The 20,238-nt window shown below is 66.1% G+C and carries 24 protein-coding genes; 11 read left to right on the forward strand and 13 right to left on the reverse strand.

The window, feature by feature from the left end; all coding sequences use genetic code 11:
* The 3 genes from ACF1B9_RS33745 to ACF1B9_RS33755 form a co-directional block, all read right to left on the reverse strand.
* Positions 1–481, reverse strand: a 481-nt coding sequence (locus ACF1B9_RS33745) for an ABC transporter ATP-binding protein (RefSeq protein WP_391795965.1), incomplete at its 3' end; no start/stop codon positions are given.
* 27 nt (positions 482–508) lie between these two features.
* Positions 509–1,180 carry a DUF4097 family beta strand repeat-containing protein gene (locus tag ACF1B9_RS33750; protein WP_391741890.1) on the reverse strand — a complete coding sequence of 224 codons (672 nt, stop codon included), beginning with the start codon at positions 1,178–1,180 and terminating at the stop codon, positions 509–511.
* Between the two features lie 320 nt (positions 1,181–1,500).
* Entirely contained in the window at positions 1,501–2,136 is a 636-nt protein-coding gene (locus ACF1B9_RS33755) for a hypothetical protein (protein ID WP_391741551.1), read from the reverse strand.
* Positions 2,137–2,266: 130 nt separating this feature from the next.
* On the opposite strand from ACF1B9_RS33755, the gene cpt reads away from it, so the two are divergent.
* Positions 2,267–2,797 carry a chloramphenicol phosphotransferase CPT gene (gene cpt, locus ACF1B9_RS33760; protein ID WP_391741892.1) on the forward strand — a complete coding sequence of 177 codons (531 nt, stop codon included), beginning with the start codon at positions 2,267–2,269 and terminating at the stop codon, positions 2,795–2,797.
* Between the two features lie 250 nt (positions 2,798–3,047).
* Here the strand turns inward: cpt and ACF1B9_RS33765 are convergent, their stop codons facing one another.
* From ACF1B9_RS33765 to ACF1B9_RS33775, 3 genes are all read right to left on the reverse strand, one after another.
* Complete coding sequence (locus ACF1B9_RS33765; protein WP_391741552.1) at positions 3,048–3,920, reverse strand: hypothetical protein; 873 nt, start codon at positions 3,918–3,920, stop codon at positions 3,048–3,050.
* A gap of 528 nt (positions 3,921–4,448) precedes the next feature.
* On the reverse strand, positions 4,449–6,326 hold the full coding sequence (locus tag ACF1B9_RS33770) for an MFS transporter (protein WP_391741554.1): 1,878 nt from the start codon (positions 6,324–6,326) through the stop codon (positions 4,449–4,451).
* 74 nt (positions 6,327–6,400) lie between these two features.
* On the reverse strand, positions 6,401–6,712 hold the full coding sequence (locus tag ACF1B9_RS33775; protein ID WP_391741555.1) for an ArsR/SmtB family transcription factor: 312 nt from the start codon (positions 6,710–6,712) through the stop codon (positions 6,401–6,403).
* A gap of 234 nt (positions 6,713–6,946) precedes the next feature.
* Here ACF1B9_RS33775 and ACF1B9_RS33780 point away from each other — a divergent pair, with 234 nt between their 5' ends.
* From ACF1B9_RS33780 to ACF1B9_RS33795, 4 genes are all read left to right on the forward strand, one after another.
* A complete protein-coding gene (locus tag ACF1B9_RS33780) occupies positions 6,947–7,729 on the forward strand; it encodes an LPXTG cell wall anchor domain-containing protein (RefSeq protein ID WP_391741557.1) in 783 nt (260 codons plus the stop codon).
* A 338-nt stretch (positions 7,730–8,067) separates the two neighbouring features.
* Complete coding sequence (locus ACF1B9_RS33785) at positions 8,068–9,024, forward strand: hypothetical protein (protein WP_391741559.1); 957 nt, start codon at positions 8,068–8,070, stop codon at positions 9,022–9,024.
* A gap of 430 nt (positions 9,025–9,454) precedes the next feature.
* Positions 9,455–9,868: an SH3 domain-containing protein gene (locus tag ACF1B9_RS33790; protein WP_391741561.1), complete on the forward strand. Its 414-nt coding sequence runs from the start codon at positions 9,455–9,457 to the stop codon at positions 9,866–9,868.
* Between the two features lie 173 nt (positions 9,869–10,041).
* Positions 10,042–10,617 (forward strand): DUF4240 domain-containing protein, encoded by a 576-nt coding sequence (locus tag ACF1B9_RS33795; protein WP_391741563.1) that lies wholly within the window; start codon positions 10,042–10,044, stop codon positions 10,615–10,617.
* A 75-nt stretch (positions 10,618–10,692) separates the two neighbouring features.
* Here ACF1B9_RS33795 and ACF1B9_RS33800 read toward each other — a convergent pair whose 3' ends face one another.
* From ACF1B9_RS33800 to ACF1B9_RS33820, 5 genes are all read right to left on the reverse strand, one after another.
* The gene (locus ACF1B9_RS33800) at positions 10,693–11,274 is read right to left on the reverse strand and encodes a hypothetical protein (protein ID WP_391741564.1); all 582 of its coding nucleotides are present in this window, start codon (positions 11,272–11,274) and stop codon (positions 10,693–10,695) included.
* Between the two features lie 609 nt (positions 11,275–11,883).
* Positions 11,884–12,786, reverse strand: coding sequence for a JmjC domain-containing protein (locus tag ACF1B9_RS33805; protein ID WP_391741566.1), 903 nt, complete (start codon positions 12,784–12,786; stop codon positions 11,884–11,886).
* Between the two features lie 17 nt (positions 12,787–12,803).
* Positions 12,804–13,202, reverse strand: coding sequence for a hypothetical protein (locus ACF1B9_RS33810; RefSeq protein ID WP_391741567.1), 399 nt, complete (start codon positions 13,200–13,202; stop codon positions 12,804–12,806).
* Between the two features lie 185 nt (positions 13,203–13,387).
* On the reverse strand, positions 13,388–13,627 hold the full coding sequence (locus ACF1B9_RS33815) for a DUF397 domain-containing protein (protein ID WP_391741568.1): 240 nt from the start codon (positions 13,625–13,627) through the stop codon (positions 13,388–13,390).
* 281 nt (positions 13,628–13,908) lie between these two features.
* Positions 13,909–14,283, reverse strand: coding sequence for a hypothetical protein (locus tag ACF1B9_RS33820; RefSeq protein WP_391741569.1), 375 nt, complete (start codon positions 14,281–14,283; stop codon positions 13,909–13,911).
* 190 nt (positions 14,284–14,473) lie between these two features.
* On the opposite strand from ACF1B9_RS33820, the gene ACF1B9_RS33825 reads away from it, so the two are divergent.
* Genes ACF1B9_RS33825 through ACF1B9_RS33840 form a run of 4 tightly spaced genes read left to right on the forward strand, consistent with a single transcriptional unit; the run spans position 14,474 to position 16,426 of the window.
* On the forward strand, positions 14,474–14,893 hold the full coding sequence (locus ACF1B9_RS33825; protein WP_391741571.1) for a hypothetical protein: 420 nt from the start codon (positions 14,474–14,476) through the stop codon (positions 14,891–14,893).
* Complete coding sequence (locus ACF1B9_RS33830) at positions 14,853–15,377, forward strand: DUF6879 family protein (RefSeq protein ID WP_391741572.1); 525 nt, start codon at positions 14,853–14,855, stop codon at positions 15,375–15,377. The genes ACF1B9_RS33825 and ACF1B9_RS33830 overlap by 41 nt, the downstream gene beginning before the upstream one ends.
* 7 nt (positions 15,378–15,384) lie before the next feature.
* Positions 15,385–16,248 carry a helix-turn-helix domain-containing protein gene (locus tag ACF1B9_RS33835; protein WP_391741573.1) on the forward strand — a complete coding sequence of 288 codons (864 nt, stop codon included), beginning with the start codon at positions 15,385–15,387 and terminating at the stop codon, positions 16,246–16,248.
* A gap of 1 nt (position 16,249) precedes the next feature.
* A complete protein-coding gene (locus tag ACF1B9_RS33840) occupies positions 16,250–16,426 on the forward strand; it encodes a DUF397 domain-containing protein (protein ID WP_391741894.1) in 177 nt (58 codons plus the stop codon).
* A 373-nt stretch (positions 16,427–16,799) separates the two neighbouring features.
* On the opposite strand, the gene ACF1B9_RS33845 is transcribed toward ACF1B9_RS33840, so the two are convergent.
* Positions 16,800–16,997 carry a DUF397 domain-containing protein gene (locus tag ACF1B9_RS33845; RefSeq protein ID WP_376271777.1) on the reverse strand — a complete coding sequence of 66 codons (198 nt, stop codon included), beginning with the start codon at positions 16,995–16,997 and terminating at the stop codon, positions 16,800–16,802.
* Entirely contained in the window at positions 16,994–17,842 is an 849-nt protein-coding gene (locus ACF1B9_RS33850) for a helix-turn-helix domain-containing protein (protein WP_391741574.1), read from the reverse strand. The genes ACF1B9_RS33845 and ACF1B9_RS33850 overlap by 4 nt, the downstream gene beginning before the upstream one ends.
* 200 nt (positions 17,843–18,042) lie before the next feature.
* Between ACF1B9_RS33850 and ACF1B9_RS33855 the strand changes: the two genes are divergently transcribed.
* On the forward strand, positions 18,043–18,699 hold the full coding sequence (locus ACF1B9_RS33855; protein ID WP_391741575.1) for an ATP-binding protein: 657 nt from the start codon (positions 18,043–18,045) through the stop codon (positions 18,697–18,699).
* Positions 18,700–19,252: 553 nt separating this feature from the next.
* Positions 19,253–20,176 carry a YDG/SRA domain-containing protein gene (locus tag ACF1B9_RS33860; protein ID WP_391741577.1) on the forward strand — a complete coding sequence of 308 codons (924 nt, stop codon included), beginning with the start codon at positions 19,253–19,255 and terminating at the stop codon, positions 20,174–20,176.
* Positions 20,177–20,238 lie beyond the last annotated feature (62 nt).

Genomic DNA, 20,238 nt, shown 5'->3' on the forward strand with positions numbered 1-20,238 from the left:
AGATGATCCGCGGGCCTCCGACCAGGGTCATGGCGAGGTCGAGGCGGCGTTTCATGCCGCCGGAGTAGGTGGAGGCGGGCTTCTTCGCGGCCTCGACCAGGTCGAACCGCTCCAGCAGTTCAGCGGCGACCCGCCGCCCCTCGCTGCGGGAGAGGTGGTGCAGGTCCGCCATGAGGAGCATGTTCTCCTCGCCGGTGATCAGGCCGTCGACGGCGGAGAACTGCCCGGTGACACCGATCGCGGCACGCACGGCCTGCGGGTCGGCGGCGAGGTCGTGGCCGCCGATGTGGATCCGGCCACTGGCGAGGTCGGGGGAGATGAGAGTGGACAGGATCTTGACGGCGGTGGTCTTGCCGGCGCCGTTCGGGCCGAGCAGGGAGAAGATCGTGCCTTCCGGGACGGTCAGATCGATGCCGTCGAGCACGGTCTTGTCGCCGTACGACTTGCGCAGCCCGTTCGCCGCGATGGCCGAGTCGGTCATGAGGGGGCTCCTTCTGGAGGCTGCGGGCTACAGGCTGCGGGCGGTGATGTCGCCGTAGGCGGTGGTGGCGTGGATGTTCAGGTCGGCGGAGCCGCCGTCGGTGTTCTTGAGCGTGTTGTGGATCCGGCCGTGGGTGGTGCCGGCGTCCAGGGAGGCGGAGATCCCCTGGGCGGCGCCGATTGCGATGTCGCCGTACTCGGTGCGCAGCGTGAGAGTGCCGCGCAGGGCCTCGGTGATGTGGAGGTCGCCCTTCTGGGTGCTGATCTGTGCGGGGCCGCCCAGGCGGCCGACCGAGATGTCGCCGGCCTGGAGGGTCACGCGGGCGCTTGCGGCCTCGTCGAGTCCGACCGAGCCCTGCGCGCCCTCGAAGGCGACGTCGCCGAGCCGTCCGACGCCCCGGAACTCGGCGTCGGCCGCCTTCACCTCGATCCGGGAGCCGGCAGGCAGTTGGACAGTCACCTCGATGGATCCGGAGGGGCCGAGGATCCGGTTCTTCGCCGCCGGGGCCTCGATCCGCAGGACGCCGTCGCCGTATACGACCTCGATCTGCTCCGCCGCCTTCACGTCGCGGCTCCTGGAGGCGTCCGTGGGCAGGATCTCGACGGTGGTGTCTGCCCGGTCCGCGGCGATGAACCGGATGTGTCCCGCGGGGATGTCGAGGGCGGCCGAGACCGGGGCGGGGGTGTCGAACTTCTGCATGGTGCCCTGCTTCTTCTGCATCGCGCGTTCCTTCGGCTCGCTGTTTCTGATGATGGAAACGCTACGTAGCATTCACTGATACAGCAACACGCTTGTTGCGCAGAGATGGCATCGATGCAGGTCAGAGCTAATAAATCATTGCAATGTTTCAGGAGATAATGCAACAACCTCAATCATGTTCGTTGCAATGAATTGAGAGTGAACGCTATTTCGGGGTGCTGTCCCGGAGACGCCGGGGGGCCACGAAGGAGGCCGCGATGCCGGGAGACGGACTCGCCCAGCAGGAACGCCGACAGATCGCGCTGGGACTGGCCGACGGCCTAAGCCTCCCACCAGCCTTCGAGTTCGTCCGGCCGGAAGCGCATCATGACGGAGGCGGTCCAGAAGAGTACGACGAATACGCCGCTCACGATCTCCCAGACGAGGTGGAAGACATCCGTACCGGGTCGAGGACCGAGGGCCGGGTGGACCTTGCGCTCCGGGTCGATGGTGATGAGATACCGGCCTCCGGTCCGCAACTCCGTGTTCACTGTGGACAGCTCGCGCTGACGCAGGTTCCCGGGGTAGGAGACGGCGTAGGTGTAGGTCGCGATGCCGTCCGAGTCGAAGGTCGAGGAGGTCTCCTTCTCTATCACGCCGTACACCTCCCGGCCCCGGTCGTGCAGGGCGTTGGACGAGAGGTACTGCATGTGCAGGGCGCAGAAGAACAGGGCCGCTATCCCTCCCAGCAACCCCCACGAGTACCCGATGCCGGTGCCCAGTCGCGTGAGCGCCATGGCACAACCGATGGCAATGCCGCTCGCCGCCAGAAGCAGCAGTCCGAGCGCGCCCTCCCGGGTGTAGAGGGCACGACCGAGCAGGGTCAGCAGCCACAGTGTCACCAGCCCGGCGGCCAGGCCGAGCACGATTCCCGCGCACAGCCGAACACTTGGAACTCTCACTTTGCGGCGTGGCATGGACGACCCCCCTGACGACGCTGATCCGGCCTGTGCCGGTCTCCTATGGACTCACGAGCCCGGCGGGGACGTCCAGAGCTTATGGATCTGGTGGGTGAGCTCACAGGCGTGGTCATAGAGTGGCGCCGTGATGACTCGGACGATCGTGCTCAATGGTGGCTCCAGCTCAGGGAAGTCCGGGATCGCCCGGTGTCTGCAGGCGGTCCTGCCGGATCCCTGGCTGTCCTTCGGCGTCGACACACTGGTCGACGCGATGCCCGCGTCCATGCAGGCATCGGACGGGGGCATCGAGTTCGCACCGGACGGTGAGGTGATCGTGGGCCCCGAGTTCCGTACGTTGGAGACGGCGTGGATCGAGGGGGTCGCCGCGATGGCCCGTGCCGGAGCCAGGGTCATCGTCGACGAGGTCTTCCTCGGCGGAGCGGACTCCCAGCGGCGTTGGCAGAAGGCGCTGGACGGCGTAGGCGTGTTGTGGGTCGGCGTACGGTGCGAGAGCGAGGTCGCCGCGGCCCGCGAGGTCGCACGCGGTGACCGGATCACAGGCATGGCGGCGTTGCAGGCGGACGTGGTCCACCAGGGAGTGTTCTACGACCTGGAAGTGGACACGACGCGGAACGAGTCCATGGAGTGCGCCCGGATCATCGCCGGCCGCGTCGGGTGATCCGTTCGTTCACACCCCGTCGGGGCTCGTGATCATTTCCGGCCACGGCGCGCAGTCACGCACAGCACGCACAACGCCCGGCAGGCACAACGCACCCGGCGACGAAGACCGCACCACACGTCGCCGAGGACCGTACCGCACGTCGCCGGGCTCCGGCCGGCCGACGACCTCCGTCCCCGCTCCTGTTACGGCCCGGAGGCCGCAACGGGAGCGGGGACGTACGGCTCGTGCTGTTCCCCTGCGGGGGACGTCAGTTGGCGGGGGCCTGGTAGAGGCCCCGGCCGGCGCGGTGGGCGCGGGAGGTGGCGACGAGCCGGTCCAGGGTGCTGCGGACGGTGTTGATGCCGTTGGGGGTCAGTTCACGCCCCAGGGCCTTGGTGACGTCACGGGCACGGACCGGCGTGTCGCCGAACGTGGACAGCACCTTGATGGCCATCTCCGTGAGGCTGCCACTGTCGTCGACAGCCGGTGCGGCGGGCGCCGCCTTCCTCGGGGCCGCGGCCTTCGCGGACTTGGTGGCCTTGGCGGGCGCCGCGGCGGCCTTCTTGCCCTTCGCAGCGGCGGCCTTCTTGGCTGTCGGCTCGGCGGACTTCGTGGTCTTCGCGGGCTGCGCGGACTTGGCGGCCTTGGCCGCGACGGGCTTCTTGGCCTGGCCGCGCTCGCTCTTCGGCTTGGCGGCGGCAGCCGTAGCCTGCTTGCGGCCCTTGGGGGCGGACGTCTGCCGGGCGGTGCGGCGTGCGGGGGCAGCCGCTGCCGGCTCCTGCGGAGCCTCTGCCCGGACGGCGGAATCGATGGAACCCTGAGCCTGCTGCGGGATCTGCGGGATCTGCGGGGTCTGCGGAACCTCGGCCGCGACAACGCTCTCGGCCTCGGTCTTGACGTCCTCGTTCTCGGTCTTGACGTCCTCCGTCCCGGCGTCACGCGCCTGCGTGTTCGCGGGAACGGGGGAGGCGGCCAGCGAACGCAGTGCCGTCAGCGCGGTCCGCACCGACTCCAGCCGCTCGGTGACAGTCGCGAGTTCCTTCTCCAGGGTCTGCTGGTGCTGCTCCAGGCGGGGAAGTTCCGCCTCCAGCACGGCAGTTGTGGCATCGATGGTGCCCAGTGTGTTGGTCTCTGAGGTCATGTTGTCGCCCTTCTCTCCCGGCCGACCGTCGGTGACCGATATGGTGCAGCGTAAGGGGCGTTGTGTTGTGGCCGGAAATCGACGCTTCGGCGCGCACAGTCAGGATCCGCTTCCGGTGCTGGCCGCCAGTCTCCTGAATCCTTCTGCCGCGCGCCCCGAGACCGGCCAAGAGGCACTCGTTTGGCCGCATGCGCTTCGTCGGTGGAGTGCCCTGCCGGGCCGGCACGGTCTATGCATCGCAACGTGACGCGGCACGCGGAGGGGCGACGGAACGCGGTGCGCCAGAAGACGGCAGGGCGTGCGGATTTCGTGGCGCGGGCGCCGATGCTCGTACTCGCTGCCGGAGGCTGTGGCAATGGCGAAGGGGCCGGGGACGATGCCTCAGAGGCACGGGGCGGTCACGCGTCCAAGGCGGACCCACCACCGGGGCGGGGCCCGCGCCAGGAGGGATCCAGGCCGGGGACGGGGCTCACAACCGAAACGGACCGCCAGGCCCGCCCCGGTCGGCCGTCAGGCCCGCCCCGGCCGTCAACTTCCGCTGCCCTCGCCACCATCCGCGCCGACGCCGCGTGAGGCGGCCTCGGCCATCCGGGCCGTGGTGCTGGCACCATCCAGCGCCTCGCGGATGATGTCCGCGTGCCCGCAGTGGTGCGCGATCTCCCGGAAGACATGCAGCAGCACGTGCCGTACGGTCCATGTGATCGGCTCCGGCGGCGACCAGGGATACCGGGGAAGTGTCACGAGACGGCCGAGATCGGGCTCCTGCCGTACGGTGCGATCGAATTCCGCCGCCGCCGTGTGAAAGGCGTCGAGCAGCCCGGCCAGGGTCTCGCCGTCGGTCATCCGATTGCTGTCGGGATCGAGGTCGGTCCAGCCGACCTCGCCGGGCGCCGTACCGTCCACCACGGCGAGCCAGGTCCGCTGCACGTCAGCGAGATGCTTGACCAGGCCGCCGAGCGTCAGCTCGCTGACGGTGGTGGCGAGTCCGGCCTGCTCGTCACTGATGTCCGTGACGGTGTAGAGGAAGTTGGTGCGCTGATCGGCGACGATCGCGAGAAGATCCTCGCGTTCCCCGGCCCACGCGTCGTCGGCGCTGGTCGTTCCCATGAACGTTCCCCCTCCGGACGGTTCCTGGCCGCACACACTACGGCGTCTCCCGGACGGCCGCGGATCAAAGACGCGACGGGTGCGATGGGTACGACGGGTCTCAGGTCCGCACCTCTGTTCGCCGGGGGCGACCGACGGACCCTGCCGCACCCCGGCGCGGTCCAGGCTCAGCTGCAGAGCCGTGACCAACAGTGCGGCGACGGCGAACCCCGTTCCCACCCAGGTGAGTTGACGGGCTCCGTACGCGGACAGGACCCATCCCCCGACCGCTGTTCCGATCGTGATGCCGAGGTTCGAGAACGAGATGAAGAGGCTGTTGCCGAACTCGGGCGCGTCGGAGGCGTCCCGCCCCAGCCAGCTCTGGCTCACGACGAGCCCGCCCGAGTGCACGGCCCCCCAGACCAGCACGGCGACGACCATCGGCGCGAACAGCGGGCCCACGGTGTACAGGAGCACGTAGACGATCAGGCACAGAACCGGGTAGCCGACCACGGTACGAATGAGATCGCGCCGCAACAGCTCACCGAAGACGAAGTTGCCGAGGACCATCACCACGCCGAACGCCATCAGCATGGCGCTGACCCAGGTGCCGTCCATGTGCGTGACCTGGCCCAGGTACTCGGCGAAGTAGCCGTAGACCGAGAACATCGCCGCGAAGACGAGAACGACGGACGCGATGGTCAGCCACAGCCGCAGCCGCTTCAGGACCTTCAACTGGGCACCGTAGGAGACCCGTTGACCGACAGGCATCGGCGGGACGAACAACAGCACGCCGATGAAGGCGAGCAGATTGACGAGCGCGCCGAACCAGAACGCCGAGGCCAGGGACACATGCTCGGCGAGGTACGAGGTCAGCGGCACCCCGAAGGCGAAGCCGACGGTGACGCCGCCGAACACGGTGGTCGTGGCGCGAGTGGCGTCCTCGGCGGGCACCAGCCGCGCGGCGGTCGCGAGCGCGACCGCGAAGAACACGGGATGGAAGAGCGCGGGAACGATACGGAAGGCGAGCATCACCTCGTACTGGGTGGTGAGCGCGTAGACGGCGTTGGACACGGCGAACACGGCTATCGCGGTCGCCAGCACCTTCTTGCGGTCGATGCCGGAGGCGAGCAACGTGGTGAACGGCCCGGATACGGCGATGACCAGCGCAAACACTCCGACGAGCCAGCCGGCGGTGGACGGTGCGACGTCGAGCTCCGCCGAGACCTGGGGGAGCACGCCGACCATCCCCATCTCGGTGGTGATGATCCCGAACACGCCCAGGGCGAGCACCAGGACGGTGACGGAGGCCTTTCTCATGGCAACCTTTCATCAAATCTAGAAAAGTAGATATATGCGCCGACGGAGCGGTGCTCGCAGGGGATTCCTCGGGTCTACAGCTCGTCGCGGACGTGCGCGGCGAACTCCGCGATCACCGGCTCGTTGCGCCGGTAGTACGTCCACTTGCCGATGCGTTCCGAGGTGAGCAGCCCCGCGTCCTTCAAGGTCTGCAGGTACCCGGACACCACTGACTGCGCCAGTCCGGCACGCTTCTGGATGTCGCCCACGCACACCCCGATGTGGAAGCCGAGCCCCTGCTGACGGTAGGAGTCCTCGTCGAAGTGCTTCTCCGGCTCCCGCAGCCACTGCATGAACTGCAGGCGTGCGGGATTGGCGAGTGCCTTGTGTACGGCCAGGGGGTCCACCGGTCTGCCTCTCTGTGCGGCATGGTTCGCATCTAGCTTTCTCGATATGTAGGCGCAAGTCAAATCGTCGAAATCGGCCGGAGCGCTGATCCAATCGTTCTGTGGGACTAAAGGGGCAAGTGATGCACTGTGTGACGCATGTGGTCAGAGGTGCATTGACGGGTACGCGGCGGTCGTAGGAAGCTGAGCAGTGCCCCACGGAAGCCCTTTCTGCTCCCAACCGTTGGATTACCCATGCGCACAGTTGCTTCCGCAGGCACGCTCACGGCCGCCGTCACCGCGGCCCTCCTGCTTGCCCCTACGGCATACGCCACCGCCCCCGGCGACAACGGCACCGTGAAGGTTCACGATGCCGCGACCGGTGAGGAGCTTCGTAAGAACGAGCCTCACGTGTGCACCTTCTATCTCGACGCCTTCGGTTTCGACGCCGAGCAGGACGTCGACTGGCGCATCGAAGCCTGGGCCCCGACCGCCCATGTCAAGGGCGAGACCGTGAAGTCCGGTTCGCTGACGCTCGACGGTAAGGGGCACGGCCGTTCGCAGGACCAGTCCCTGCCCGACGGGCACTACAAGCTGTTCTGGAACTTCGACGGTGAGCACGGCCGGGCCAAGCACAAGGTCTTCTGGGTCGACTGCGGCGAAGGATCGAAGCCGGGCGGCGACAAGCCTGGTGGCGGTAAGCCCGGTGGCGGCAAGCCGTCCCCGTCCGACACCCCGTCCCCGTCCGACGCCCCGTCGGCGTCCGTGACCCCGTCGACGTCCGTGACCCCGTCCGGCCCGGAGCAGCCGACCGCGGAGCCCGCGTCGTCCGCCCCTGAAGGCGCTGCTCCAGCTTCCCCGGGTTCGGGCTCCTCCGCCTCGACCCCCTCCTCGTCACCCTCCACGCAGACCGGCGGGGACCTCGCCGAGACCGGTAACGGCGCACCCGTCGCCCTGCTGTCCGCAGCGGCCGCCGCGCTCGTCGCGGCCGGCGGCTACCTGGTGATCCGTCGTCGCAAGGCGCAGCAGCAGCACTGACGCGCCGATTCCTGTGTGCCCCCGTGCTCGGCAACTTCGAGGACGGGGGCACCGCCCTGTTCCGCCTCAGCCGGACGCGCGCAAGCCAACTGCCGGAAATCCCAAGGCATTCGGCGATACCCCGCGACCTCCGCTGCACCGCACTCCGGCTCGTCCGGCGGGCGCAGACGCGGAGGTCGCGGCGTGAAGTCCCGTTCGCATGGCGAGGGATGGACGCGATGCGGTACGGTGACGCAATCATCACCCTCCGTGCGCGTCCGTGCGCATGAGGCAGCCCCCGGCGGTGCTGGTAACACCATCCGAGGGCCTACACCACCAGTGGAATAGAGCCACAGGAAATGCTGCGTCATGCTATCGCGCCCACCGCGCGCTACACGAAGGCATCACACGATGTCGTCCGTCATCCGCGTCTGAGCAGTGACGCGAAGATCCTGCTCCTGTACGTCCAGGGCCTGCCCGAAGACCCCACGTACAAGCCGTTGAGCGAACTCGCCCAGAAGCTGGGCATCAAGGGCCGCGCGTACCAGAAGGCGAAGGAACAATTGGTCGCGCACGGGTACGTGCACGAGTGGCGGAGCCAGGGCGAGGGGGGCCGCTGGCTGACCGAGCAGCTCGTCGCGAACAACCCCCTGACGAGCGAGCAGGCGGGACATCTGCGAGGGACCTCCCCGACGGCCGCCGCGCCACCGAGTAAGCACTTCCCGACGGTCGGCGAACCGACCGCCCGGACGGCCGGTGGCTATAAACCGTTAGAAGACCACAGTGATAAGACCACTCCCCACCCACCCTCCGAAGCCGAGCCGCCCGCGCCGACGGCCGACCCCACCCAACTCGCGCGGGCGGAACGGGTCCTGCTCTCGCTGCGCCACTCCCGCCGCGAACTGCACCTGGGCGTACGCGAGGCCCGCGCGCTGGCAACGGAAGCGGTCGCGTGGCTGGAGCGCGGCCTGACCGAATCCGACCTCCGCCACGCCCTGCTCGCCGAACGCCCGCAAGAGGGCGTGCGCTCGGCGGTCGGCTTCCTGCGCTACCGCCTCGCCCAGAAACTCCCCGAGGCTCAGACCTCACCCCAGCCGTACGAGCCTCCGCCCGTTCGCGAGCTCATTCCGTGCAAGGGCCCAGGCGAGGAACACCTCTTCCGGCCACTGGGCGACGAGACGGAGTGCGCCCCTTGCCGCAGGGCCACGGCCCACGCGAACTCAAACAGCAACAACCAAGCCTTCCCTGAGGGCGCCCCGTGGCGCGAACGGATCGCAAGAATCCAGGCCACAGACCTCCGACTCGGCGAGGCCTGAGGCTGCGGGTGGCCTACGGGCAACGGCATCGGTGACATGACCGGGCGGCCCTGCTCGGCGATCGCGCGTTCCGGCTGCCTCAGGCAAGGCCGTACCCAGCCTCGGCCCAGTCCCGAAGGCGGCGCCGACACGTCATTGCGCTGCGGTTGCGGGGTTGGCGTTCGCAGCTTGGGGGACGGACGGCGGTAGTCGGCCGGGCAGGACCTCGTGCCTTCGAACGACCCATCTCCGTTCGCTGAGCCGTTCGCCGGAAGCGGTTCCCTTTCCGGTGATGCGGAGGTCGATGTGTTGACCGCGTAGCCATTTCCGCAGTTGGGGGATCTCGTACGTCTTTTCGGGGGGTTAAATGCGCTGCCTCGGCACGGGATGCAGGGCGTATAAACCGAAGGGTGATCGGATGTGATCCGATGTCAGGAAATGAGCGAGAGGAATGGTTATCTTGAAGATCTCGGGGAGGCGCGCGTGGCGCATCGCCGCGAGCTCGGGCGCCGGCGCAGCAGCCATCGTGCTCGGTGCTCCGCTGCTTGCCGCTGCGGCTCCCGCTCAGGCTTGGCCCGCGGTGCCCTACGCCACGGTGATCAGCCAGAGTGGGGTGAACGAGCGGCAGTACCCCAGCACCGACTCATCGGTGCTGGGCATCCTCCAATACGCCGATCAAGTGGGCCTGCGATGCAAGGTCCGCGCACAGAACGTCGCCGGCAACGACGTCTGGTACCTGCTGCGTGACGAGCAGGCATGGATCTCGGCCAAGTACGCAGTCCAGACCGGGACCGTCCCCTACTGCAAGGACATCCAGCCGAACCCGCTCGCTCAGAGCCCGCAGGCCTCCGAGGCCAAGGGCTGAGCGCACCTGTCCCTCAGAACGTCCGAACCGTGGCGGACCGTGGTCCTGGTGGTATCTCGCCAGAAACCACGGTCCGCCACGGCGCTTTCCATACCGTTCATCACTTCCCGCTTCGTAGACGAGGAAGACGTCCGGGAGTGGGAGTGTCCGACCTGACTGCCATAGTGCGGCCCATGGATGAGAACTCCTTCTGGGCCCTGCTGGAGGGCTCTCAGCAGCAGACCGATGACCCGGACCAGCGGCTGGAGGCACTGCGTGAGCAACTCATGCAGCGACCGCTGGCGGAGATCGTGCAGTTCCAGTCGTGCCTGCACCGGGTGCGACAGCGGATCGACACGTGGGAGATGTGGGCCGCGGCCGAGCAGATACACGGAGGATCGTGCTCCGACGACAGTTTCTGGTACTTCCAGTTCTGGGTGATCGGCCTCGGCCGAGAGGCGTACGAGAGGGCAGTGGCCGATCCGGATTCGTTGGCGGAGGTGCCGCAGCTGCGCCGGTTGGCCGGTCGGCCCATGAAGACCTGGTCGGACAATGAGTGGCCCGATTGGGAGTCGTTGGACTACGTCGCGGCCGAGGCCTTCGACATGCTGACGGGCGAAGAGGAAGGCATTGAGACGGCGCTGCAGTCCGAGGGCCTGGACCTCCCCTGCAATCCCGAACCGAGCGGCGAGGCGTGGGACATACGCAACGCGGACGAAGCGTCGCGTCGGCTGCCACGTCTCAGCAGAATGTTTCCGCTCGTCGGCTGAGTGCACAGGGAAAATCTTGGGAGAGACGGCCGTCGGCTCGCCGTTGACCAGAACGGGGCATCCCTGGTGGTTCCGCTATCCGGCCACGGCTACACGCCTCGCCGCCCAGAAACGGTAGACAGCCCAGCCCGCACCGAACACAGCGGCCGTCCAGACGATGACCTCGGCGAGAACAATGGTCGGGGTCAAGGTGATGTGCGGTCGGGGCGGTAGCACGACCATTTGCACGGCAGCACCCACCGGAACCGTCAACGCCGCAAGCAGGCCGACCAGTCCAGGCCGCCGGATGGCTGAACCCACCGCGCCCAGGACCAGCCCGAGCGGCACTGCTGCCACCCCCCACCTGACCATCTCCGTTTCGGCCCCCGAGGCGAAGGCGTCCGTCACGTAGTACGCCCCAGTGGCAGCGATCAGCGCCAGGGCCCCGACCAGCGCGCCTCGGACCGGTGTCCCGGCCAGCCAGCCCACCGCCACCGCCAGCGCCGCCCAGGACCAGCCTGCGTCCACCAGCAGGCTGAGCACCTTGGCAGCGCCGGCCCAGACGGTTCCCCTGAGAGGGGCGCCGAGCTCCCCGTACGGGGAGGAAAGCGCGTTGATGAGCGAGGTAGCCGCCCCGAATCCCGCCCCAGCCGCAAGAGCACCCATCGTGATCTTCATACCGGGAGAGTATCCAGCGGGCGCCTGCCCGCGCCGCGAGTGGGTGCTGTCGGTTCTCGGGTTCTCGCTCAACTTCTGTGGTGCTTTGCCTAACCCGCCCGCCTCGCCGGATGGCCCCCTGACCTGCCCGTTCCCCGAGTGCGCCGACCGGATCAACTGACCGGCGAACCGTCATCACAGAAGTCGAGCCAGAACGCGGCGGTAGACGGTTGCCAGGTGCGTTTCCTCGTGGCTCATGCATGCCGCGTCGACGTGCGCGGAATCTGCTGAAGGTTCCGCGGCCCAGTCGCACCACAAGCATTCGGCCTCGAATGTGACATCCGTGTCGGGGTGCTCGGCGATGCGATGCAGCACGTAGCGGTACGAGCCCGCATACGAGGGGCCGTCACTGGTGATCGTTGTGATGTCGCCGCACAGCGACAGCCGATGTCACCAAGCCGCGTAAGGCGGAAGGCGTCGTCGAGAACGCCATCGGCGGGACGGTGGTCGAGGCAGTCACCCCCGCCACGTTGCTGTCGTAAGCACTGCGGACCCGCCTCATCCGTGACGGCTGAGGCGGGGCGCTGGGATTCGTTCATTCACTCAGGCCGGAGGCCCGGAAGCCTCCGGTCAGGTGGTGTACTCCGTTTCGCTCATGGCAGCCTGCCGGACAGTCATGGCTACCTGGGTTACGTCGAGCCCTGCCAAGTATTGGATCAGGGCGTCACGAGTGTCCTGGAGCTGTCTACCCAGCTCGACCCCTCCCAGTTGCTCGGGACGGATGACGCGGCGGAACTCGCCCTCGGCGATGACGCCGGCCACCAATTTCTCGGCCAGCCACAGTGGCGTGCGTTCCCTGATGGCGAAGGTCAAGTGCACGCTGGTCTCGTCGGAGTCGGTGACGAGCGGGTTGTGGACCCACCCCCGCGGGAGCAAGAGGGACTGGCCGGCCTTGAGGTCGACCTCGATGTCAGGGCCCTGTGCTTCCCACGTCGGAATGTAGTCATCACGCCAGACCCGCCAGCTTTCGTTGAACTCGCGCATGGGGGCCTCTACCGGGGGCCGCCACAACTGCCATCGCTTGACGCCCGCGGTCTGCACGATCACGGCCATCTGCTGATCCCAGTGGTGGCGCAAGCCCTGATTGCCGGGCGGGGTCATGAAGGCGTGCACGTAGTTCGAGTAGCCCGTCTCCTCCTGGATGCGCTTGGAGACGTGCGCCATGTACGGCAGCACCCTCTGGAGGTTGCCCAGGCGGATGGTGTGTCCGCTGTCATGCAGTCGCCGCAGCTTGGCCGCATCGCTCCGGCCGTTCGTCGTGAAGGCGCCTTTGTTCAAGGACGGGTTGGGAGCCTTGACGACCGCGATCTCATCTGCGGGGGCACAACCAGTGAAGAGGTAGTCCTTCAGTGAGTCCGAGGTGATCGTCTCGTCCAGTGCCGTCGTACCTCGCTCGTACACGCGCGGCTCGTCAGGCCAGGTGAGGAGAAGATCGGTCACACCGTCCTCGGGCAGTAAGAGACGCAGCGACATGGGGGTCTCCTCTCGTATTACGAGGGTGGAAGGGGGCAGGAAATCTCAGAGTTGAACCGGTTCGGGCAACACACGACGGAGAACGAGATCAGGCTCTTCGACGACGCGTAGTACACCCAGCTCACATCGACACCGCGGGGCAGTACGTCGGTGGCGTACTCCAGTTTGTTGTCGAGGCTGCTGTACGCCTCAAGGCCGTCGGAACGTACGAACGGAGGGTTCGTCTCGTACTGCTTCGTCAGCCAGGCCAGGGCGATACCCATGTCGGCCCAGGTCCGGTCATCCGAGACCTGGCTCTTCTTGAGAAGCCAGTAGCCGGTCATGGTGGGCGGCACATTGCCCGTCTGGAACTCTGCGGCGGCTTCTCGGTACCGGTCGAGGACGGCCTGCTGCTTCTTGTCCTCGGGGTCCAGCACCGACGGCGGACCGTTGGGATGCGGGGGCCGTCGGCCTCCCTCCTGTCCATACAGCTTTGATGGACCGACCCACGGCCCGTACCCGTGCCAGTGCCCTGACCAGCTCATTTGTTCCCTTCTGAAGGTACGGGGCCGCCCTGCCGAAGTAGGGCGGCCCGTCTTGTCCTGAATGGGGAAGCGCCAGACTAGAGCGCGAGGCCTCGCTTTTTGGCCCAGCCGAGGACGAAGTCGTCCACCTCGGCTGCGGTGACACGCAACTCCTGGCCGGCTCCCTCGGGCTTCGAGTCACGGAGCGCAAACGCCTCCGTGGCGCCGGGGATGGCCGCCACGTCGATGCACGATTCGTGCTCGCCGCTGAGGTTGCCGCCGCAGAAGTTCTCGAACGCGCCGTTGGTAACGGCAGGGAGGGTGTAGAGGTTCTGCACGGGTAGTCCTCCTTGCGGATGTGCTGTGCGGAGAGTCGTTCTCCGCGCCGTAGTGCGCTCGCACCCACCCTGGCCCGAACCGTCCTTCTTCAGGGGTACCGGCCAGCCGGGATGGGATTTGAGTTCCGCCACGCGAGGGTTGGTGCCGTACGGGGGAGCCGACGGAGGTCACCTCGCGGGCGGAAGATCAACGGCTCACGACCTGACGGACATGCCGACCGCCAGAGCGGCCATGATGCCGAGGAGCGCCAAGATGTGAGCCACTTGCTGCTGGCGAGGGTTCACCCGCAACCCACCCCCTGCCTCCGCGAGTAGACGGTCAGGAAGCGCCTCGTCAGCAAGCCCGTCTGACGGAGGTAGTTGAACGCGCTGAAGGCCGGAGTCTCGTTCGTGGGCCGGTGTCTCAGATCCAGGAGCTTGTACGCCTGGGAGAACAGCGACTTGACCTCCGGGTCGTCGTCTGCGCCCAGTTCCTCACCGGCGAGCAAACTCAGGTGCCCGATGAGGGTCGCTGTCCACCAATCGATGTCCTCACGCGTCGACGTGCTCAGCATCATTTCGAGGGCAGTGTCGAGGTTGTCCCCGATCAGTTCCTTGTCGATCGGCCGACCGTCAACGCTCGGGGCCTCGAGTTCTTCAGCCACGGTGGACACCACACATTTCTCCTCGGTACCGCATGGTTTGCGGCTGCCTTGGCTGCTCGGTCAAAACGAACCTAGAGCAGCGCTTCCACAACGTCCAAGAAGATTGCGCCAGTTTGCAGAAGCCTGATTGACGGGCCTGAACAGGGCATCGACCATCGGAGTGCCACGCAAATTTGCGCAAGGCGGCAGATGGGAGACAGCCATGCAGTTACGGTTCCTTGGCAAGAACTCCAAGTCGGGGGATTGCCCGACGCTCTATGCCACCGATCGGGACACCTACCTCGTCCAAGGGTGGAAGATCTTCGCGAACGACCTGCTGATGAAGCTCACCATCCCCGAGGGCGAGACGGCCGTGGAGGTGCCCACCGAACTGTTCGAGCACTTGGAGAGGGACGGCCTCCCCTCCGGTGAGTTCCGGCGCCTGGGCGACCCCCTCATGATCCTCACGCCGTGCGGCACGTACGTTGTCCAGGGCCAGAAAGTCACCGATCCCGGGGCCCTGGCCCAGATGACGATTCCGGACTACGAGACCGTGGTCGAGGTCCCCAAGGCCGCGATCGCAGCCCTACTGGAGGAACCGCATGGAGCTGATCTCCAGCGCCGAGCGCAACCAGCTCTTTGAGAGCTTCACGCACGACGCCTTCCACCTGGAGCTGAGGGACGACTACTCAGTTCCGGACGAGGCGGGATCGTTTGAGAACTGGCTCAACGGGACACCAGCCGACGACTCGTTCATGGAATCCTGGACAAAGCTCATGAAACGAGTCACGGACTCAGGAAAGACCGTCCGCCGGGTGCGGGTTGTCACCGAGCCGCACAGTCCCTACATCCAGTGGGAGTACGCCACCACTAACGTCAACGAAGAGGCCGGAGAGTCGATCCGGTGGTTGCCGCGGCACAAGCTCCCCGGTGGCCTGCGCTTCCCCGTGGACGGCAACGACTGGTGGCTCTTCGACGACAAGCTCTTGGCCGTGGGGCACTTCGACGACGCAGGACGTGTCCTGGGCTCCGCGACCATTGAGACCCCCGCCATCGTCGCTGAGTGCATCCGCGTCCGGGACCTGCTCTGGCCCATTGCTACTCCCACCATCGAGTACAAGCCCTGACGGACCCGTGAGCGACCAAGCACGAGAGACACGTGAGGCGCTGGGTGCCCGGCTGCGTGGATTCCGCAAGGACGCGGGGTTCGGCAGCGGTCGGGCCTTCGCCGCTGCCACTGGCTGGCAGGAATCCAAGGTCTCTCGCATTGAGAACGGTAAGCAGAACGCGAGTGAGGAAGACATCCGTCTCTGGTGTCAGATGACCAGGCACGAGGCCGACCTTCCTGACCTCGTCGCCACGCTTCGCCACATCGACGAGATGTGGATGGAGTGGCGGCGGCAGCTCCAGGACGGGGCCGAGAACCGCCAGAAAAAGTCCCTGCCGCTGTACCAGAAGACCAAAGTCTTCAGAATCTGGGAGCCCGACATTATCTGGGGCACCATCCAGACCGCCGACTACGCCGAAACCGTCTTCGAGGAGGTATCGAACTTCCATGAGACGCCGGCCGACACGGAAGCCGCCGTGGCCAAGCGCCTCGAACGGCAGAAGTACCTCTACGAGGGAAACCGGATCTTCAACGTGCTCCTTGGCGAGCAGGCCCTCTACTCGAACCACGGCGGTTCGGAGGTCATGAGGGCGCAACTTGACCGGCTTCTCGCCGTATTGGCGCTTCCGCGCCTCAGCTTGGGCATCGTCCCGAGGTCGACTCCCCTCGCCCTATGGCTCGGGCACAGCTTTGCGATGTTCGACGACAGGCTCGTCATGGTGGAGACGTACTCCGCGGAGATCTCTGTGACGCAGCCAGCGGAAATCGGGATTTACCGTAAAGCGTTTGAGCTCCATCGTCAGTCTGCTGTGTATGGACAGTCCGCCAGGGATCTAATCTTGACCGCTATTCAACATTTTGATCGCATGGGAAGGGGAAGTCGTGGCTGAAATGCCGAGCTGGCGCACCAGTGCCTACACGAAGTCGGACAGCTGCGTTGAAGTCGCCGACAATGACCCGGAGAAGGTCATGGTCCGGGACACGAAGGACCGAGACGGTGGAACACTCGCATTCTCGCCGTCCTCCTGGGCTGGTTTCGTAGAATTCAGCAAAACCTGCATCGTCTGAGCAGGTTCGCCCCTGGCCCCCTCTCTCGGGAGGGGGCTTACGGCGGCTAATCAGTACTCCAGCTGGACTTCTTCCACCGCTGCTGCAGGCACCACGTGCGCTTCCCGGAACCGAGCAGAGCCACAGGGTCTTGGAGTCGCTGGAGGGTCCTGCTCGGGTGCTTGGCTGACGGGAGCAGGGCAGGGCGGGCGGGCCCGGCAACGGTTCCGTAGGCAGACAACGCCCATCTGTCGGCTGGTGAACGCAGCCTTCGGCGAGCTCGCACCCGAAGCCGCGGACGCCGTGTACGCGGCCTCGCCGCCACACCGTCACAGGTCGCTCTGGATGGCGTGACCCGCCGCGGTGGTGGCGGCCTTCGCTCTCACTGATCGGATCAGAGCTGTTGCAGACGAACCGACTCGATGAACCCGGCCCATGCGTCTCGCTGTACGGCGATGTGGCGACCGTTCGGCCGTTTCGAGTCGCGTATGCCTACGGCGGCGTGCAGGTCGGCGATCTCGATGCATTCGCCGCCGGCCCCGTTGCTGTAGCTGCTCTTCCGCCAGTGCGAGGCGGTGGGGGGCAGGTTCATCGTGAGTGCTCCTCCATGGCGGAACGGATCAGCTCAGCTGATCTCTGCGGACTCAGAGCGAGGGCCCTGAGGTGGTCGAAAGCTCGGGTGTAGACACTGACATCTGCCGGGAGTTCCAGGTAGATCGAGTCGGTGAGGCCCTCCCTGTACACCACATCGGGGTCCTCCTGCTCAGGGAAGCCGAGCACGGTGAAGGGCCCGGTGGTGGGATACGCCCCGGCGTCGTACGGCAATACCTGCACCGTGACGTTCCTCAATTTCGAGATCTCCAGCATACGTTCGAGTTGGGCCGCCATGACCTCTCGGCCACCCATCACATGCATCAGGGTGCTCTGGTGGATCACGGACCAGAAGTCGGGGCCCTCCGCAGCCGTCAACAGCTCTTGGCGGCGCATGCGTACGTCGACAAGGCGCTGGATCTCGTCGTGGGGGAGGTCGGGCGTGACGCGGCTCATCTCGGTTGCATACTCCGGCGTCTGCAGCAGGCCGGGGACGAACTCTCCCTGGTAGGTGCGCATGCTGCAGGCGGCTTGTTCCAGGCCCACGTACACGGAGAACCACGAAGGAATGGCATCCCCGTGGGCGTGCCACCAACCTTTGGTCTTCGACTCCTTCGCGAGCGACTTCAGCAGGTCGCGCAACTCGTCGGACGTTCCGTAGAAGCGGCACAGCGCGTCCACGTCCGAGGGCTGCACCCGGCCCTGGCCCGTCTCCAGACGATTGACCTTGGAGCCGCTCCAGTCGAGTTCCTTGCCAACCTGGTTGCAGGTCAGGCCGCTCTCGTCGCGGAGCTTCTTGAGCTCGATCGCCAGTCGGCGACGACGTGCTGTGGGTGAACCGGACACTTCAACTCCCCTTTGCGTAACGAAGGTTCCATCCCATCGGAATTGGAAGCCTCGGCCAATCACCTGAAGGAGCGAATCTCGCCGTGCACATTGCATGAAGGGATCGGAGCTTGGCATTCTCTGTCACGGAACGACTGTGAGTCACCGCGCTTCACGAAGGGTGAGGTGTAGGTTCTCGCTCCGGTGAAAGGCGTGCGCTCGTGGTGAACGGGATCGACGGCTGCATGACGCGAAAGCCCTGGGAGCTGCCCTTCCTGGCGGAGCCCGAAGAGGTCGCCGGACTGAGACGAGTCGTGCGCCTGCACCTGCGCTTGTGGGGACTGTCGGACGTGAGCGACGCCGCCGAGATCTGCGTGAGTGAGCTGGCGGCGAATGTGATTCGGCACGTCGGTGAAGGAACGCCATGCACGCTCACGGCTGAGATGCGGGACACGCATCTGCGGATCGGCCTCCGTGACCCGGACACCCGCGCCCTCCCGACGCTTCTCTCGGCCGGTCCGGACGCCGAGGCGGGGCGCGGGCTGGCGTTGGTGGATGCTGTGTCGGAGCGGTGGGGCGTGATCCTGGGGGCGGATTCCAAGCTTGTCTGGTGCGACCTGGTCACCCAACTCCGCTCGCCCGCCGGGCATATCGATGACCCGAGGGTCGCGAAGAGTGAGGCCTGCTTGATCCTTTACTCGGCCGACACGGCGCCGGGCCTCGGAAAGGGGCGGAGCCGCGCTGCTGCACAGCAGGAGGCGGCGATCGACCTGATCGTCGACCTCCTCCACTGGCTCCGCGCCCACGGCTGTGATCCGGACGAGGCCCTGGATTGCGCGCAAGCACACTTCGAGGCCGCGGCGGCTGATCCGGCGTGAAGCAACCTTCGCCCGAGGAGCTCATTGAAATCGCGGAAGAGCTCAACGACTTGGATGCAGATTGTGATTGGACAGAGTCGTACAACCTGTGGTCGCTCGTGTGCGCTGCTCAGCACTGCGGGTTCCTGCCGGGAGTGTCGGTCCATCAACTCCTCCCCCTCGGTCGGCGGGACGACTTCTTCCTCATCACAGTTGAGGTGGCACCGGCGATCGCTTTAGCCGCAGCTCCCATCCACTGGCGCGAAATCGAGCCTCCCGCTCCTGGTACGGGGACGGCGGCGATCAGGCATGTGTTGGCGAGGATCGGTGAAGAGGGCTCGAAGCTAGTCGCGCTCTTCCGTGACAACGCTGCGATCCGTTCCAATGGGTAGCGGCATCCGGGCTCGGCGGCAGGTTGCGGCGCTTGGGCGGTCGTGACGGTGGGATGAGGCTTTGGCGCTGTCGCGCACCCGCCGCGCTGGCAAAGTGGTTGCTTTGGGACACCTTCCGATGAGAAGCGGCCATGATCAGCTGTGCGTGTTGATCGAACGCCAGTATTCGGCAGCATGTTCGCATGTCGCCATCGAAGCCCATCTACTTCGGCCCACCTCCTGATGTGAGCGAGGGGCAGTGGTTCCGTACGCACGATGCCCTGTACGCAGCCGATGTGCACCGGTTTCGTGGCCAGGGGATCTCGGGAACGTCGCACGAAGGCGTCGACTCGATCGTCGCCAGTGGTGGCTATGCCGGTGATGAGGATCTGGGCGACACAATCATCTATACGGCGCAAGGCGGTTCGCCGGACAACGACGGTCACATCACGGAGGACCAGTCATTGACTGGGGTCAACGAAGGAATGCTGATCAACTATCGGGAGGGTCTGCCTATCCGATACGTGCGCGGTCTGGGGATCAAGAGGCGCAAGGCGACTGAAGGGTACCGATACCGGGGCCTGTACCTGGTGGAGGGCTATTGGAGCGTGCTGACTGATCGTGGGCACCTCATGTGGCAGTTCCGTCTAGCGAAGATCGCGGCGGGGGAACGTTGGGGATCTGACGAGGCGAGCGATACAGCTGCGGAAGAAGAGGTAACCCCGTTTGAGCAAGCAGCCGCGAGGTACGTCAGCACTCAGCGGCGTGTGCGCAACACCCAGGAGGCCCGCGCCATAAAGGCGCTTTACGACAACACCTGTCAGATGTGTCGTGTCCCAGTCGTGGTCGACATCAACGGCGCGCGGTACAGCGAAGGTGCGCACATACATGCGCTTGGTAGACCGCATGGTGGTCGCGATGTACGTAGCAACATTCTGTGTCTGTGCCCGAACTGTCACGTGCTCTTTGATAACGGAGCACGCCTCATCACCGATGACCTCAAGGTCGTGGATACACTCAGCCGGCAGGTGCTTGGAGACCTCCACGTGAAGCGCGAGCATCGGATCGATGCGGCCTGTCTAACCCAGCATCGATCCCGATGGGCCGATCGCTCACAGGGCCTCTAAACAACAGGTCGGGCAGAGCGCGCCGCAAGAGCCCTATTCATCAACTCATTGAGTTGGCCGCG

The sequence above is a fragment of the Streptomyces sp. NPDC014727 genome, from assembly GCF_043083485.1.
Lineage (GTDB): Bacteria > Actinomycetota > Actinomycetes > Streptomycetales > Streptomycetaceae > Streptomyces.